This window comes from Arachnia propionica (genome assembly GCF_037055325.1).
Lineage (GTDB): Bacteria > Actinomycetota > Actinomycetes > Propionibacteriales > Propionibacteriaceae > Arachnia.
In genome coordinates, this window is record NZ_CP146373.1 from 667,442 (window position 1) to 681,702 (window position 14,261).

Here is a 14,261-nt window from a genome sequence, read left to right on the forward strand (position 1 = left end):
TCACTCGCCCGCACTCACCCCGAGTCGGCCGTACCGGTCGCCCTGGGCGCGGATCCGGTCGAGTTCGACGAGATCCTCCGCGCTGAGCCGGAGCTCCAGCGCCGCGAGGTTCTCCTTGAGGTGGCGGCGGCGTTTGGTACCGGGGATCGGGACGACGTCGTCGCCTCGGGCGAGCACCCAGGCCAGGGCGACCTGCCCGAGGGTGGCGTCGTGGCGGGCCGCGACCTGCCCGATGATGTCCAGGGTTCGGAGGTTCGCGGCGAGGTTCTCCTTGCGCCAGCGCGGCAGGATGCGGCGGTAGTCGAGGAGGGAAAGATTGGTCGTCGCCGCGGGCGACCCGGTCAGCATGCCCCGGCCGAGCGGTGAGTAGGTGACGATCCCGACCCCGAGCTCCCGCGCAACCGGCAGCACGTCGTCCTCGAGGGTGCGGGAGAACAGCGACCACTCCATCTGGACGGCTGCGACGGGGTGCACGGCGTGGGCGCGACGGAGCTGACTCCCCGTGACCTCGCTGAGCCCGATGGCACGCACCTTGCCCGCATGCACGCCGTCGGCCAGCGCACCGACGCTGTCCTCGAGGGGCACCTTCGGGTCGACCCGGTGCAGGTAGTACAGGTCGACCCGGTCGGTGCGCAGCCGTTTCAGTGACGCGTCGAGTCCCTTGCGGATGGACTCGGGGCGGCCGTCGAGCCCGACTGGCAGGCCGCCGAAGCGGGTCCGGATGCCGGACTTCGTGGCGAGGACGATGTCATCGCGGAACGGTTCCAGCAGAGGGCCAATGAATGCCTCGTTCCGGCCACCGCCATACATCTGGGCGGTGTCGAACAGGGTGACGCCCGCGTCGACGGCGGCCTGCACCGTCGCTGCCGCCTCGGCCTTGTCGACGGGCCCGTAGGACATGGTCATGCCCATGCAGCCGAGCCCGATGGGGAAGGTCTCGATGCCTCCGATGATTCGTCTCACTGCGTTATCCTCTCAATGCGAGTAATGACTCGCACCAACATACGAGCTTTTGCTCGCATTCACAAGGAGGAGCTGTGGCGACCCAACGTTCAGCCCGCGGCCTGGCCCGGATGGCCGCCATCGTCGAGGCCGCCGTCGTCGTGTTCGCCCGCGACGGAGTGGACCGGGCGACGACGAACGCCATCGCGGCCGAGGCGGGCATCTCCCCCGGCTCGCTGTACCAGTACTTCACCGACCGCACCGACATCCTGCGGGCCGTCGTCCACGACTACCTCACCCGCCTCAGCGAGGTCTACCAAGGGGTGTGGCCCACGATCGGCGCGGCCACTCCGCGTCGGGATCTGATCTCGACCCTCCTCCACCCACTGGCCGAGTTCAAGCGTGCCAACGCCACCTTCACCCTCATCTACGCACACCCGAATCTGCCGGCGTCGCTGCGCCAGGAGGTCGACGGCGTGAATCAGGCCTTCGCGGCCCGCCTCGTCACCCTCCTGGCCGAACGCAACCCCGACCTGCCAAGGGACGACCTCGAGCTTGCCGCCCGCCAGGCCAGCGCCGTCTTCCGCGGCAGCCTGCCGCTGCTCGGCACCGTCACGGGCGACGAGCACCGCGACACGCAGGAACTCTGCACGGTCATCGACGCCTATCTGGCCAGCCGGGGAATCGACTGAGCACTCACCATCCGCTTGGGAGCCCCGATCGCCCTCGGCCTCAAGCCCCGTGATGCGCCTCGAACCAAGGGCGGCGTGAACCCATCCCGGGTCCACGCCGCCGTCCCCTACAGGAGGGAAGAGGTCATCCGTCGATCGACGGCACGTCGACCCAGCTGCCCGAGGCCGCCGAGGCAGCGATGGCATCCTCGATCAGCGCGATCTGATAACCGTCAGCGAAATTCGGACTCACCGTGCCGCCCTCCACAATCGCCTTGATGAAGTCGTGCGCCTCGATGATCTTCGTTTCCCCGTACCCGATTCCCAGGGCCGGGATCGGCCACAGGGCATCGCCGTAGGGGTGCGCCGGTCCGGTGTACACCGTGCGGAAGCCACGCCGATCCGAACCATCGCTGGCGAAGCACACCTGGAGTTCGTCGCGTCGCTCATAGTTGAAGTGGATGGAGCCCTCCGTCCCATGGATCTCGAGCGTGATGAAGTTGTTCCGGCCATACGCATTGCGAGTGGCCTCCACCGAACCGACGGCGCCGTCCGCGAACTTCAGCATCGTCATCACCTCATCGTCGACATCCACCTCAGCACGAGGTCCACCGCTGTTCTTGCTCGTCCCGAGAAGATCAGCGCCTTCGGCCTGGACCGGCCGATCCGCGATCCAGGTGTTCATGATCGCGTTGACGGAGGCAACCTCGCCCACCAGATACCGCGCCATGTCGATCACATGGGTGGCGATGTCCCCCAAGGCGCCGGAGCCTGCGATGGACTTCTGGAAGCGCCACGAAAGCGGCGAGTCGGGGTCAGCGCTCCAGTCCTGGAGGTAGGTCCCACGGAAACTGAGGATTCGGCCAATGGCCCCCTCCTCGATGTACTTCTTGGCCAACGCCACCGCCGGGGTGCGTCGATAGTTGAAGGCCACCATGTGCACGATTCCCGCGCCCTTGGCCGCTTCGTACATCGCCTTGGCCTCCTGGGAGGTCCGCGCCAAGGGTTTCTCACAGATGATGTGCTTGCCCGCCTGAGCAGCCGCGATGGCCGCCTCCGCGTGCAGATTGTTCGGAGTCGCGATGTCCACGACGTGAACGTCAGGATCCTCGACGATCTCGCGCCAGTCCGCGGTCGAGCGCTCGAACCCGAACCGCTTCGCCGCCACGGCTGCCAGATCGGCGTCGGCCTCGGCCACGATCCTGCGTACCGGAATGGCCGGCGCCGGCCAGAAGAACATCGGCATCGCGGCGTAGGCGAGCGAATGGGCCTTGCCCATGAACCCGCCGCCGATGAGTCCCACATTGATTTCCTGCATGTCTGTTGCTCCTCGTCCCGATCGGTGTGTCAGTTGCACGGGATGCCGGCATCCGCCAGCACCTTCTCCAGGTAGTTCCTGCTGATGCGGGCAGCCTCTTGCGGGTCGCCGTCGTACTCGTCCAGCTCCACCATCAGCCAGCTGTCATAGCCCGCTTCGGCAATGGCCGAGACGATGTCAGGGAGATCCAGCACGCCCTCACCCAGGGGCAGGAAGTTGAAGGGTTCCGGCTGGAAATCCTTGAGATGCATGTGCTTGACCCGATCGGGGTACCTGCGGATGATCTCGGCCGGATCCCCGCCACCGGCAGCGAGGTGCGCGGTGTCCGGGCAGAAGGCGATCCGGCTTCGCTTCATGATGATCTCGAGTTCGTCCGGATTCTCGACGATGGTGTCGAGGTGTGGGTGATAGCTGGCCTCGAGGCCGTGTTCCTCAGCGATCTCGCAGACGGTGTCCAGCGAGCGTCCCAGCCGGTCATAGTCCTCGTCGGTGGTACCAGCGGCACGACGGGCGCCTCCCCCGACCACCAGCCGCTTCGCCCCGAACGTCGCGGCCAACTGCGCAGCCCGACGCACCCGGTGCAGCTCGTCCGGAAGGATGTCGGCGTAGATGAAGTTGGCGCCCGTGTACACGCTGACGAGTTCCAACCCAGAGGCTTGGAGCGCGTCGGTGAGGACGCGCGGCTCCCCTTCGAACTCGGCGACGTTCCCGTCGAACATCTCGATGCCCCGGTAGCCGACCTCTCCGATCTCCCGGACAGCTCGGAGGGTGTCCCCGTGAGCCAGGTAGAAGAGGTCCTTGACGCTGGTGACCCCGGCGGGATGACCCACCACGCCACCCCAGGTGATTGAGCAGTAGCCCAGTTTCATGTCGTTTCCTTTCCTGCTGTTCAGGCGACCATCAGTGGCCGCAGGGTCCGATGCGCAATACGCAGTCCCGTCTTGATCCTTGGTTCGGTGACCCCCCACACCGGGTCCTCGTGCTCCACGGAGAGCACGCCGTCGTATCCGTGCTCGTAAAGGGCATCCACGACACGGTTCCAGTCGACCTCGCCGAGCCCCGGAACTCGATACTGAACCGTCCTGGGTTTGGTTCCGATCCAGTTGAAGGAGAATGTCCCGCGTCAAGTAGTTGGCAGGATTTCGGGCTCGGGAAAGTTGGGGGATGTCGGGTCGGCCAGGCCGCGGTGAACCTGTGAGGGCCGGTTCCAGGCGAGTGCTTGGTGTGGGCGGATGGTGTTGAACTCGGTGCGGTAAGCATCGGCTTCGCGGGCCAGGTCGAGTGCATCATCGATCTGTTCGCGGTAGAGCCGCTCGTACTTCAGGCTCTGGAAGGCACGTTCGCGGACACCGTTCTGCCCGGGAGTGCGGACCCGGGTCCGGATGTGCCTGAGCTCGGGATGCGCGGTGATGAAGTGCTCGAAGCGGAACGAGCGGAAAGGTCCGCCGTTGTCGGTGACCAGGGTGATCGGAACGATCTCACCAGTGGCGGGATCGGTGAGGTGATCGACCAAGCTGATGCCGTTGAGCATGGTCTCGGCCTCCGCGAGAGCGAGTTCGACACCGGCGATCGCGTCGTGCTGGTTCACCGTCGGGGACCAGTGCCAGCCGAATTCGTACTTGGAGTAGTAGTCCGCGACCCCGGCGACCCGCCAGGTCCCACCACCGGTGGTCTCGTAGTCGGAGAAGTCGAACTGCCAGACCTGGTTTGGTCCCGTGGGTGGTGCGGCGAATGCCGCCTTGCGTTGCTTGGCGAGCTCACGGCGCTGTTTCTGGTAGTCAGCGCGAAGCAGCAATCCTTCGTCGGCCATGATCCGCAACACCGTCGACGGCGAGACATGATGTCCATCGTGGCGGACCATGGCCCAGATCTTGCGGTGTCCCCAGGCGGGATACTTGCTGGCCATCGCGACCACCGCCGCCCGGTGCTGGTCGCGTGCTGGAGCCGGCCAAGGACTTTTGACTGGTTTCCCGGAGCGGGCCCTGGCTTGCCAGCGTCGCCAGGTCCGTTCGGGAATGTCGAGTAGCTGGCAGAACCTCGTGGTCGACATTCCCTGCTCGATCCGGATTACCTCGAGGTTTTCGAAGGGCCCAGCCGACCCTCAGCGCTCTTCTTCCAGACCCTCAACTCTACCGCAGCCTCACCCAGCGCCAGGGTGAGGTCTTCAACCCGGGCCTCAAGTTGGGCCTCTCGCGTCGAAGGACCGGACTTGCCGGCCGCCAGGGCGGTCTTGCCCGCTTCGAGGAACTCTGCCTTCCAGCGGCTGATCGACTGCTCGGAAACCTTCTCCTTCCGGGCTGCCTCAGCGACCGACACCTCGCCGGACAGCACGCTCAACACGATCCGGGTCTTGGTCTCCGGACTGAACACCGGTGGTCGTCCCATGGTCGGGTCCTCCTCCTCTCAGACGCCGATCATGCCCTCATAACCGGCCTGCCAGAAAGCTTGACGCGGGACAAGAATTGGAACATGCCTAAGAAGTAACAGTCCAGAGTTGCGTGAGTGCGCGGTCCGATTGGTTCTAGAACGTCAAGCGGTCGAGGGAGGTCCGCGTTCGCGTTCGATCCGGGTCATCGCCCCGCAGGTCGGCGTTGGCGAGGAGACCTTGCGGTTGTAGTGCAACCGATACGGCCCCGAGGCAGAACCAAGGCCTGTGGCCGAGTCCTTGGAGGAACAGAACAAGCGCCTCAAGCGCGAGCTTGCCGAAGCCCGCCGCGCCAATGAGATCCTCAAGGCTGCGTCGGCTATTTTCGCCAGACAACTCGACCGCCCCACGACGAGATGATCCGGTTCATCGACGAACACCGTGACCGTTTCGGGATCGAGGCCATCTGCCGTACTCTGCGTGCGACCACGTGTGGGTTCATCACCTCCCGCGCCTATCGGGCCACCAAGACCCGCCCCGCCTCGGTGCGGGCCCTACGAGACGAGGTCCTGCTACCTGAGATCAAACGGATCCACCAGGAGAACTACAGCGTCTACAGGGTACGGAAGATGCACCACGCGATGCTGCGTTCCGGCTGGCAGATCGGTCGTGACCAGCTCGCCCGCCTGATGAGGATCGCCGGCCTCCAGGGCGTACGCCGCGACCGGAAACCACGTACCACACACCCTGCCGAACACCCCGATACCCGCCTCGATCTCGTCGAACGCCAGTTCACCGCCGAACGCCCGAACCAGCTGTGGGTTGCCGACATCACCTACGTGCGTGTCCTGACGGGATTGTGTTACGTCGCGTTCATCACCGACGTCTGCACCCGCCACATCGTGGGCTGGGCCGTCTCGGCAAGCCTGCACACCACAGGACTACCACTGCTGGCTCTCGAGCACGCCCTGCTGAGCACAAGCACCAGCCGCGGCCATGAAGGCCTGATCCACCACAGCAACAAAAGCTCCCAGTACGTCAGCCTGGCATACTCGGAGGCACTCACCACCGCAGGAGTAACAGCCTCCGTGGGCACCGTGGGCGACTCCTACGACAACGCCCTAGCCGAAACCGTCAACGGGCTCTACAAGACCGAACTCATCCATTCCAAACACCTGTAGGAGCCCATCGAGGCCGTCGAACTGGCCACAATGGAGTGGGTCCACTGCTGGAACACAGCCCGCCTGCACGAAGCCCTGGACTACCACACCCCCACGGAAGTCGAAGTCGCCTACACTCACCACCAGGACCCAACACCCGTTGCACCCTAACCCCAGAAAAACTCAGGACGCTTCAATCCTCGAACTCGGACGCTGCACGCTGCACGCTGCACGCTGCACGCTGCACGCTGCACGCTGCAGAGCAGCTTCATCACGAGCACACAAAGCTACGTGATGGACACGCCGATGAAGCTGGCGAGCAATCTCCAGTCCGAGGCCACGCGAACCGCCAGCAACAAGAGCAACGGGCACGACGGTCATCAGGGGTTCCCTCGCTGTTCTGCCATGACTTTCAGGACGGTCCTCATGTTGCCGTCATCAAGACCTAACTTGATCCATCGTCCCCACACCTGTGTCCCGGGCGCGCACCTTCTGGCTCAACCTCGCCGCACGATTGCTGCGGCGGCCTTGAGGCCGGAGGCCGCTGCGCCGTCCAACGACGCATTACCGAACTGGTCCCCGCACACCAGCGCGCGCCCACGGCGCTCGATGCCGGCGGTCGACCTGTGCCGCCCGGGAGCCACGGCTGGGACGGTCTCGGCCAGATCATGGCGGGCGACCAGGCGCCAAGCGGCCGTGTCGGTCTGGTAGATGTGGGCGAGCTGCGAGCGCACGGCTCCCTCGTCGACCTCGCGAGGGTCGCTGCCGGGAGCGTCTGCCAGAGTCAGCGCGGCCACCAGATGCTGACCGGCGGGGGCATACTCGGGTGCCAGGTTGCTGACCACCGTAGTAGTGGCCACCTGGGCCTCACCTGAGCCATCCAGGTGGATGGCCGCGGTGTCACTTGGAGATTTAGTCGTAGCGAACCAGAAGGTGCACGTGGCATTCACCTCAGGGACGGGGCCTCCGGCGAGCTGAGCTGTCGCTGTGGGGCCCGCCGCCACGACCACGTGACGCCCGGCAAACTCACCTGCGCTGGTGGCGAGGGTTCCTGTCTCTAGATCGATGTGCTCGACAGTCGTACCCAATCTCACGTCAAGACCCTCGGCCATCAGCCGCGGCAGGGTGCGCATCCCACCGCTGGGGAGGCCCGGGGTCCCGACTGCGAACATCGCGAGCAGCCAGGACACGAATCGCGCCGAGGTGGACTGATCACGCTCGCACAGGACGCCTGCCAGGAAGGGGTCAATCACCTGCCGCCGCAGGGGCCCGGTGAAACCGCTGGAGTCAAAGTTCTCGCCGCGTGGCCTGTCCCGGACCACCGACCGCGCCACGGCTGCCAGCAGGGCGAAGTCTCCCGGACGGACCAGCCCTGACGCCAGAGCGGCAGGCAGACGGCCGGGGCGGCGACTTGGGTCATTCAGTTCCACCAACCTGTCGCCGGTGCGCACCCGCACCTGTCGCGGGAAGGAACGCAGACCGAGCCGGCCCATCGGGACCACCTTGCGCAGATTGGGGTAGGCAGGGTTCAGGACCTGGAATCCACGGTCCACAACGAAACCGTCCACGTCGTCGCTGGTGACTCGACCTCCTACCCGTTCGGCTGCCTCCAACAGCACGACATCCAGCCCGAGGCGGGCCAACTCACGGGCGCAGGACAAGCCAGCGACGCCGGCACCCACCACCACCACATCATGTGCGCTCTCGGGCATCAGTCCTCATCCTGTCCTGTCGCTCGTTTTCTTCATGATAGTGGCCCTCGATGTGATCCGGCTGGGTCACTGGTTCATCGTCGGGGGTTCCTGCGCAGAAGCTCAGCGGTGAGCGCAGCCGCGAACCCGGTCCAGGCCGCATAGGGTGCCAGCACGACGCCGCGCTGGGTTCGGGACTTCCATACTCGCCGCACCAGATCGGCTGAGCTGGCTGCTAGCGCTGCCGCGACGCCAGTGGCCAGCGGAAGATTGCGGGAGCAGAAGAAAACCCAGGACCAGCTCGCGTTCAGGGCCAGGTTGGCGGCCAATGCTGCGGCGTAAGGTTTGACGTCATCGTCCTCGAAACCCTCCAGACGGTCGGCCAAGTGCAGGGCGGAGACGAAGGCAATGTCGGCGTACAGCATGGTCCATACCGGGCCGAAGGCCGCTGCCGGCGGCTGCCAGCACGGCTTGCGCAGGCTGCGATACCACAACGAGTTGGGACGGGTGGCGATGCCACCGGCCACGGCAGTGGCGGTGACTACCGCGCCCACCACCGCGATGGTGCGAGCAAATTTCCACGAGTCAAGATCGCGGGACGCCTCGCGTACTGAGTCGTCGAAACCGGTGGTGCCGCCCTTCGGGGGCCCACCAGCAGGTCCAGATCGTTCTCCTTGACCACGGTGTCGTGCAGCATCGACCCCACCAGCGGTGCGGCGAGCTTCGCCTCAATTGGCGTGATCAGGCCGATCCAATGACCAGCCAGCCGCGGGGTCATGACCGGAGCTGTGGCCACCGGGCGCGGCCCAAGGCCCCTCACCCGGGCATAGCGCTGCATCATCTCGGCATAGCTGAGCCGGTCGGGGCCGCCCACGTCGAAGGTGCGGTTCACCTCCGCCGGGAGGTCCGCAGCAGCCACGAGGTAGTGCACGACATCGGCGGCGTCGATGGGCTGGATCTGGTTGCGCAACCAGGCCGGGCCGCCAGCAGCGGGGAGCCGCTCGGTGAGCGTGCGCAGCATGTCGAAGGATGCGGAGCCGGCACCCATCACCACGCCGGCGTGGATGGCGGCGGTCGGCACGCCGCTGCCCATCAGAACCTCGCCGACCGCCACCCGGCTGGCCAGGTGTTCGCTGAGATCCTCCTCGCCGGGGTGCAGGCCACCCAGATAAACGATCCGCTCCACACCGCTGCCCGCAGCAGCTTTGGCAAAAGCCTCCGCAATGGAACGCTCGGTTTTGGCGAAGTCCCCGTCGCCGCCCATTGAGTGCATCAGAAACCAGGCCACCTTGTCCCCCGCCATGGCGCGAGCGAGGTCCTCGTCCGACTCGGCGTCGCCCTCAACCACCTCAACGCGCTGCCGTACAGAGGCCTCCAGCTTCGACGCATCGCGGACCAGCACCCGCATCGACCAGCCCTCGTCCAGCAGGCGCTCCAGCACCAGACCTCCGACTTATCCTGTGGCACCAGTCAGCATTCCCGTACGATTGCCCATGGTGACAAGAATGCATGAACACAACACCCTGCGCCCGGGTTCGGGTGAACCGCTTACTCGATCGAGAGCAGCCGATGACCTCCCCACCCTTCGCCAACAAGATCGCCAGCGCTGGCCCCGTCGCTTCCAATGCGTTGCAGGATGCCAGCCCGCGGCGCCGGGTAGTCAGTGCCGCCAGCCGACTCCTGCACTGAACCCTCTCCAGGACCATCCATGACCACACTGATCTGGCTTCGCGACGACCTCCGTCTGGCTGACCACCCGGCCCTGACGGCCGCCTGCGCGGCAGCACACGGACCCGTGGTGGCACTGTGGATCCACGAAACCCGCAGGACCGATGAAGAAAACAATCGGCACGGCCCGCGCCCGCTCGGTGCGGCCGCCCGGTGGTGGTACCACCGCAGCCTGCAACAGCTGGCGCCACGGCTTGCCAACCTGGGCATTCCACTCATCCTCTCATCCTCGCCCAGGGTGATGCCGCGAACGTCATGCGCCGAGTCGTGGACACCGTACAACCCACGTGCGTGCACTGGACACGACGCTACGCCCCGGCAGCCTGCCGATTGGACGCCGCCATCAAGCAAGAGTTGAATTCCCGCACCGAAGTGCACAGCCACCCCGGCAGTCTGCTCGTCGAACCCTGGCTGATACAGACGGCCAACGGCTCCCACTACCAAGTTTTCACACCTTTCAGCCGGGCCGTAGCCGACCTGCCCCTCGGTGCCCTCCTGCCCGAGCCCTCACCGGTCGACGCACCGGACGGTGCGGCCACAGCCCTGGCCACGTTGCGGGAGGACGGTGTCCCGCAGAACTTGGAGGACCTTGGCTTGCTCGACGACGGCCCCGCCTGGTGGGACGACACCCTCGAACAGCACTGGGAGCCCGGTGAATTGGCAGCCCGGCAGCAACTGGACGCCATCGACGGCTGGTTGCCCGGCTATGCCAAACGCCGTGACCTGCCCGGGGAGGAAAGATCCACCAGCAGAATCTCGCCGAGGCTGCGGTGCGGGGAATTATCGCCGCGCCAAGCCTTGACCGCAGTCCGTAGCAGCACGGCCGCGGGCGAGGACATCGCCGCTTGGACCAGGCAACTCTACTGGCGCGAGTTCTGCTGGCACCTGCTCCACTACCGCGGAGATCTGGAGGACACCCCCATGCGTTCAGCTTTCGCGGAATTCCCCTATCGTCCCGACGACCACCTGGCGCGGGCCTGGCGACAGGGCCGCACCGGCATCGACCTCGTCGACGGCGGAATGTGGCAACTATGGCAGGCCGGCTGGATGCACAACCGGGTGCGCATGGTCGCTGCATCGCTGTTCACCAAGAACATGCTCCAGCCATGGCAAGACGGCGAGCAGTGGTTCTGGGACACTCTCGTGGACGCAGACGAGGCCATCAATCCTGTCTCTTGGCAGTGGGTGGCCGGCAGCGGCGCGGACGCTGCGCCCTACTTCCGCATCTTCAACCCTGAACTCCAGCGCTCCCGGTTCGACCCGCGCAGCTGCTATGTCGAGAGCTGGATCCCGGCGGGACTCGATCGGCCTATCGTGCCTGTCGTCGACCTGGCCGAGTCGCGACGCGAGGCGCTGGCCGCTCACCAGCAAGTAAGTGCGGCATCCGCAGCCGATGCCAGGCCTGAACGTGGTTGAGGTGGGTGTCCACGGGATGACACGGTTCGTGGTGGAGTTTGAATCGGCCCTGCCACCCGAAGAGCTATGGAGAAAACTGTGGGAACTGTCGCGGCACAGCACGGCAGTGCCCTTCACCAAGGTGAGCAGCGACGATGGCTCCGCCTTGCGTGCAGGAAGCCATTTCGTGGCGCGTACCGCTCTGGGCCCGCTGCGGTTCGACGATCACATGCTCGTGAACAGGTGGCAGCCACCGAACTACGCGGTCATCATCAAGACCGGACCGGTACTCACCGGCACCATCCACGCGAGCATCGAGGCAGTGGGCACCGGAAGCCGTCTCCACTGGGAACAAGACTTCAGCATCCGCGGTGTGCCGGACGTCCTGGCAACGCTCGTGAGAAAGCCGGTGGCCGTAGGCTACTCCCGGGTGCTGCGTCGTATCACGGGCTGAGGTCTGACGGCACTAAGGCCACTGGGAGCCTTGTGTGTGGGTGGCCCTGGCTCAATACACCCACAACACCCCCGTTGAGCTTCGTCCGCCTGCCGCTCGACTCACTGGCAGGCCCGCCATCACGAAACGTCGCGCGACCAAGCGTGTCCGCCAACGCGTGGTGGAGCTGTACCAGTCGGGACGCTCAGCCCGCTACGTGGCGGGCGAGGTTGGCGTCAGCCGCACCACGGTGCTGAACATTCTGATCCAGTCTGGAGTTGAGCGCAGACCTGTAGGCCCTGTGCCGCGAGCTATTTGATTTCCAATCAACGCCGCACCACATTTCCTTGTGGATATCACGCATCACGAAGCATGAATCCCATCAAGCCACTTGCTCTATAGCTCCAGGGACGGGTGGCTTCTGGCAACCTCAGTCCACCAACTCCCCCACCCTCACCTCCAAGGTCTCGGCGAGAGCCAAGAGGGTGCGCAACCGCGGGTTCATGGGTGTGCCGGGTTTGGATTCGCCCTTCTCGAACTTCTGGTAGGTGAAGGTGGAGATGCCAGCGGCGTGAGCAACAGCTTCTTGGCTCATACCCTTGGCCAAGCGTGCCCGCTGGAGCTTGACTCCGAGACCGCGGGCGAACTCCCACCAATCCGCGTCGGTTCGGTCGGGTCCACCCATGCACCCCAGCGTCCCCGCGTCCCAGCCTTGCCGCCACCATACATGTATGGCAATATTTAGAGGACACGGTCAATACCGCCGAGACCGAACCCCACCGAGACGGAAAGGAGACCGCCATGGGTGGCTGCTGAGTAATCCACTGTGACCGCGCAAGACGCGCCCTGAGCGCACAAGTCGCCCGCTATGCCGCTTGGCGGTGGCGGGCGTCCCTCTTGATCTTCGGCGCGGCGTGCTCGCCATCTTTGTGTACTGGGTTGGCGCGAGCGGTCGACACGGAACGTTTCGGCGCTTCGGGGTGTGAGGCTTCGGCTGCAGCTTGTGGCGCAGCGATCGCGCCTTCGTCCGCCAACGTCCAGGCAAACACCAGGCCAGCGCGTGGGAACAGCCAGCCGTCGTAGCGGTAGCGGACCACCGGTATCTCCGACTCTGTAATAATGCGGCCACCGTCACCACGAGAAGCGAAGTCCATCAGCCGCACGCGCCGGATAGCAGCAGCATCGTAGGTCAACTCGACTTCCAATCCCTTGGTTGGACGATCAATGTCGATGTGAACCACATGCCCATCCCGAGGCACCAGCGTCCGAAACGCAAACGACACAACCACCGGCTTCTCATCCCGCACCACCTGCTCACCAAGGTCGACGATGTAGACCTGTGAGACATCATCGGCCTGGCGAGTGAACGGAATAGCCTTCCCATTGATGGTGAACTGTTCCAACGCAAACACTGCCGGGTCAGTGACTTCTAGACCAGGTACCGGTCGGCGGAACCACACGCTCGTCTCCCCGCGCTCAGCCACCATCTGGTCATACCGCTGCCGATCTGAGACCACGGCAAACTTCCGGAACCGGTGCTTGGGAACCACTGTGTATTCCCAGCGGACGAGTAAGTCAAAGAATGGGTTAGGAGCTACGCTCCTAACCCTAGGTATACCTAGGGTCGCGTCGACTCGCGCGTCATACCAGCGTTCCTCGGCCGTGATCGCCTGGTGCTTGATGTCCCCATACACCTCCCGCCCGAAAGCCGCATCACCAAAGCGCATACCCAAGCTATTGACCGCCAACTCATCCAACAGCCGGGGCGTGGCTATCCGCTCCAGATCGTCAGTGTTGAACCGGAACCCCTCGATCACCGCATCCCGCATCGCCGGTGCCTCATCGTGAATAATCTGGCGGAACTGGCGAGTGGCGGCGGCTTCTTGGTCTTTGCGGAAAGAATACTCAAACAGCGTACCCAGCAGCCCAGCGCCAAACAGCGTGCCGCCCAGCTCGCCCAGTGGCAAAGCATGCAGCCACGACCAGTCACCGAGATTGAGGCCAGAAAGCCAGCCGCCCAGCATGATGAGCAGCACACCAGCCAACGTCAACGCTGTTGCGAGAAAGGCCGCTTTGGTCTTGCGGAGACGAGCATGGAGCGATGGCTTATTGTCAGGATTTTGGCGTGGCATTGCTGGTTATGATTATATACCAAAAGCCTGCGAGTGACTAGGGCCAGATATCGCCGATTAATCTAGTCAATGCATGACAACAGGTAAGCCTCAATGCTTTACGCTAAACCTTGATTTATACATCCATTTTTCTTATAGTAATTAGTATGAATGATGAACAAGTACTCAAGCTCTACCGCCTCATCAAAGATGATATGGATGCCCTTGAGAAGCGTATGAATAGTCGGTTTGATGCAGTCGAGCAACAGATTGATGATGTACGCGGGCATATTGACCATCTATATGGCGAGCAACAGACGCGCGAAATCGAAGAGAGCGCCATTGGTCATCAACTTGGCCTCCATGAAGAATGGATTGAACAGGCCGCACCCAAGGTGGGGGTAGCGTATCGGCGAGCAGCGTAGTCAGTTAGGAGCTTCGGCCACG

At 64.4% G+C, this 14,261-nt stretch carries 18 protein-coding genes and 1 pseudogene; 7 read left to right on the forward strand and 12 right to left on the reverse strand.

Annotation, left to right across the window (positions count from 1 at the left end):
- Positions 1–963 carry an aldo/keto reductase gene (locus V7R84_RS03060; protein ID WP_338571911.1) on the reverse strand — a complete coding sequence of 321 codons (963 nt, stop codon included), beginning with the start codon at positions 961–963 and terminating at the stop codon, positions 1–3.
- Positions 964–1,037: 74 nt separating this feature from the next.
- On the opposite strand from V7R84_RS03060, the gene V7R84_RS03065 reads away from it, so the two are divergent.
- Positions 1,038–1,634, forward strand: coding sequence for a TetR/AcrR family transcriptional regulator (locus V7R84_RS03065; protein WP_338571912.1), 597 nt, complete (start codon positions 1,038–1,040; stop codon positions 1,632–1,634).
- Positions 1,635–1,758: 124 nt separating this feature from the next.
- On the opposite strand, the gene V7R84_RS03070 is transcribed toward V7R84_RS03065, so the two are convergent.
- The 5 genes from V7R84_RS03070 to V7R84_RS03090 all read right to left on the reverse strand — a co-directional run bounded on the left by V7R84_RS03070 (position 1,759) and on the right by V7R84_RS03090 (position 5,316).
- Entirely contained in the window at positions 1,759–2,931 is a 1,173-nt protein-coding gene (locus V7R84_RS03070) for a Gfo/Idh/MocA family protein (protein WP_125227429.1), read from the reverse strand.
- Between the two features lie 29 nt (positions 2,932–2,960).
- On the reverse strand, positions 2,961–3,800 hold the full coding sequence (locus tag V7R84_RS03075; protein WP_338571916.1) for a sugar phosphate isomerase/epimerase: 840 nt from the start codon (positions 3,798–3,800) through the stop codon (positions 2,961–2,963).
- A gap of 20 nt (positions 3,801–3,820) precedes the next feature.
- Positions 3,821–3,961, reverse strand: a complete 141-nt coding sequence (locus tag V7R84_RS03080; protein ID WP_338571918.1) for a hypothetical protein — start codon at positions 3,959–3,961, stop codon at positions 3,821–3,823.
- Between the two features lie 93 nt (positions 3,962–4,054).
- Positions 4,055–4,981, reverse strand: coding sequence for an integrase core domain-containing protein (locus V7R84_RS03085; RefSeq protein WP_338571920.1), 927 nt, complete (start codon positions 4,979–4,981; stop codon positions 4,055–4,057).
- A 17-nt stretch (positions 4,982–4,998) separates the two neighbouring features.
- Positions 4,999–5,316, reverse strand: a complete 318-nt coding sequence (locus V7R84_RS03090; RefSeq protein ID WP_338571922.1) for a helix-turn-helix domain-containing protein — start codon at positions 5,314–5,316, stop codon at positions 4,999–5,001.
- Positions 5,317–5,392: 76 nt separating this feature from the next.
- On the opposite strand from V7R84_RS03090, the pseudogene V7R84_RS15395 reads away from it, so the two are divergent.
- Positions 5,393–6,627, forward strand: a pseudogene (locus V7R84_RS15395) (IS3 family transposase).
- 12 nt (positions 6,628–6,639) lie between these two features.
- Here the strand turns inward: V7R84_RS15395 and V7R84_RS03105 are convergent.
- The 4 genes from V7R84_RS03105 to V7R84_RS03120 form a co-directional block, all read right to left on the reverse strand.
- Positions 6,640–6,837, reverse strand: coding sequence for an SDR family NAD(P)-dependent oxidoreductase (locus V7R84_RS03105; protein ID WP_338571924.1), 198 nt, complete (start codon positions 6,835–6,837; stop codon positions 6,640–6,642).
- 116 nt (positions 6,838–6,953) lie between these two features.
- The gene (locus V7R84_RS03110; protein WP_338571925.1) at positions 6,954–8,168 is read right to left on the reverse strand and encodes an FAD-dependent oxidoreductase; all 1,215 of its coding nucleotides are present in this window, start codon (positions 8,166–8,168) and stop codon (positions 6,954–6,956) included.
- A gap of 74 nt (positions 8,169–8,242) precedes the next feature.
- Positions 8,243–8,701, reverse strand: coding sequence for a TspO/MBR family protein (locus V7R84_RS03115; RefSeq protein WP_338571927.1), 459 nt, complete (start codon positions 8,699–8,701; stop codon positions 8,243–8,245).
- Complete coding sequence (locus V7R84_RS03120) at positions 8,689–9,588, reverse strand: NAD(P)H-binding protein (protein ID WP_338571929.1); 900 nt, start codon at positions 9,586–9,588, stop codon at positions 8,689–8,691. Before V7R84_RS03120 ends, V7R84_RS03115 begins: the two co-directional genes overlap by 13 nt.
- 267 nt (positions 9,589–9,855) lie before the next feature.
- Here V7R84_RS03120 and V7R84_RS15400 point away from each other — a divergent pair, with 267 nt between their 5' ends.
- From V7R84_RS15400 to V7R84_RS03135, 4 genes are read left to right on the forward strand one after another with little or no spacing between them, the layout of a single operon-like run.
- The gene (locus V7R84_RS15400; RefSeq protein ID WP_412728081.1) at positions 9,856–10,233 is read left to right on the forward strand and encodes a deoxyribodipyrimidine photo-lyase; all 378 of its coding nucleotides are present in this window, start codon (positions 9,856–9,858) and stop codon (positions 10,231–10,233) included.
- On the forward strand, positions 10,131–11,291 hold the full coding sequence (locus V7R84_RS03125) for a deoxyribodipyrimidine photo-lyase (protein WP_338571931.1): 1,161 nt from the start codon (positions 10,131–10,133) through the stop codon (positions 11,289–11,291). Before V7R84_RS15400 ends, V7R84_RS03125 begins: the two co-directional genes overlap by 103 nt.
- A gap of 16 nt (positions 11,292–11,307) precedes the next feature.
- Positions 11,308–11,724 carry a hypothetical protein gene (locus tag V7R84_RS03130; protein WP_338571932.1) on the forward strand — a complete coding sequence of 139 codons (417 nt, stop codon included), beginning with the start codon at positions 11,308–11,310 and terminating at the stop codon, positions 11,722–11,724.
- A 40-nt stretch (positions 11,725–11,764) separates the two neighbouring features.
- Positions 11,765–12,022, forward strand: a complete 258-nt coding sequence (locus V7R84_RS03135) for a helix-turn-helix domain-containing protein (protein ID WP_338571933.1) — start codon at positions 11,765–11,767, stop codon at positions 12,020–12,022.
- Positions 12,023–12,133: 111 nt separating this feature from the next.
- Here V7R84_RS03135 and V7R84_RS03140 read toward each other — a convergent pair whose 3' ends face one another.
- Positions 12,134–12,388, reverse strand: coding sequence for a helix-turn-helix transcriptional regulator (locus V7R84_RS03140; protein ID WP_338571935.1), 255 nt, complete (start codon positions 12,386–12,388; stop codon positions 12,134–12,136).
- Positions 12,389–12,569: 181 nt separating this feature from the next.
- A complete protein-coding gene (locus V7R84_RS03145) occupies positions 12,570–13,835 on the reverse strand; it encodes a hypothetical protein (RefSeq protein ID WP_338571937.1) in 1,266 nt (421 codons plus the stop codon).
- 146 nt (positions 13,836–13,981) lie between these two features.
- Between V7R84_RS03145 and V7R84_RS03150 the strand changes: the two genes are divergently transcribed.
- Positions 13,982–14,239, forward strand: a complete 258-nt coding sequence (locus V7R84_RS03150) for a hypothetical protein (protein WP_338571939.1) — start codon at positions 13,982–13,984, stop codon at positions 14,237–14,239.
- The last annotated feature ends 22 nt before the right edge of the window (positions 14,240–14,261 follow it).

Excerpts from the sequence above, each read along its gene's own strand:
- V7R84_RS03070 (WP_125227429.1), bottom strand. The coding sequence starts at position 2,931 with ATGCAGGAAATCAATGTGGGACTCATCGGCGGCGGGTTCATGGGCAAG.
- V7R84_RS03075 (WP_338571916.1), bottom strand. The coding sequence starts at position 3,800 with ATGAAACTGGGCTACTGCTCAATCACCTGGGGTGGCGTGGTGGGTCAT.
- V7R84_RS03085 (WP_338571920.1), bottom strand. The coding sequence starts at position 4,981 with ATGTCGACCACGAGGTTCTGCCAGCTACTCGACATTCCCGAACGGACC.
- V7R84_RS03090 (WP_338571922.1), bottom strand. The coding sequence starts at position 5,316 with ATGGGACGACCACCGGTGTTCAGTCCGGAGACCAAGACCCGGATCGTG.
- V7R84_RS03105 (WP_338571924.1), bottom strand. The coding sequence starts at position 6,837 with ATGACCGTCGTGCCCGTTGCTCTTGTTGCTGGCGGTTCGCGTGGCCTC.
- V7R84_RS03110 (WP_338571925.1), bottom strand. The coding sequence starts at position 8,168 with ATGCCCGAGAGCGCACATGATGTGGTGGTGGTGGGTGCCGGCGTCGCT.
- V7R84_RS15400 (WP_412728081.1), top strand. The coding sequence starts at position 9,856 with ATGACCACACTGATCTGGCTTCGCGACGACCTCCGTCTGGCTGACCAC.
- V7R84_RS03125 (WP_338571931.1), top strand. The coding sequence starts at position 10,131 with ATGCGCCGAGTCGTGGACACCGTACAACCCACGTGCGTGCACTGGACA.
- V7R84_RS03130 (WP_338571932.1), top strand. The coding sequence starts at position 11,308 with ATGACACGGTTCGTGGTGGAGTTTGAATCGGCCCTGCCACCCGAAGAG.
- V7R84_RS03140 (WP_338571935.1), bottom strand. The coding sequence starts at position 12,388 with ATGGGTGGACCCGACCGAACCGACGCGGATTGGTGGGAGTTCGCCCGC.
- V7R84_RS03145 (WP_338571937.1), bottom strand. The coding sequence starts at position 13,835 with ATGCCACGCCAAAATCCTGACAATAAGCCATCGCTCCATGCTCGTCTC.
- V7R84_RS03150 (WP_338571939.1), top strand. The coding sequence starts at position 13,982 with ATGAATGATGAACAAGTACTCAAGCTCTACCGCCTCATCAAAGATGAT.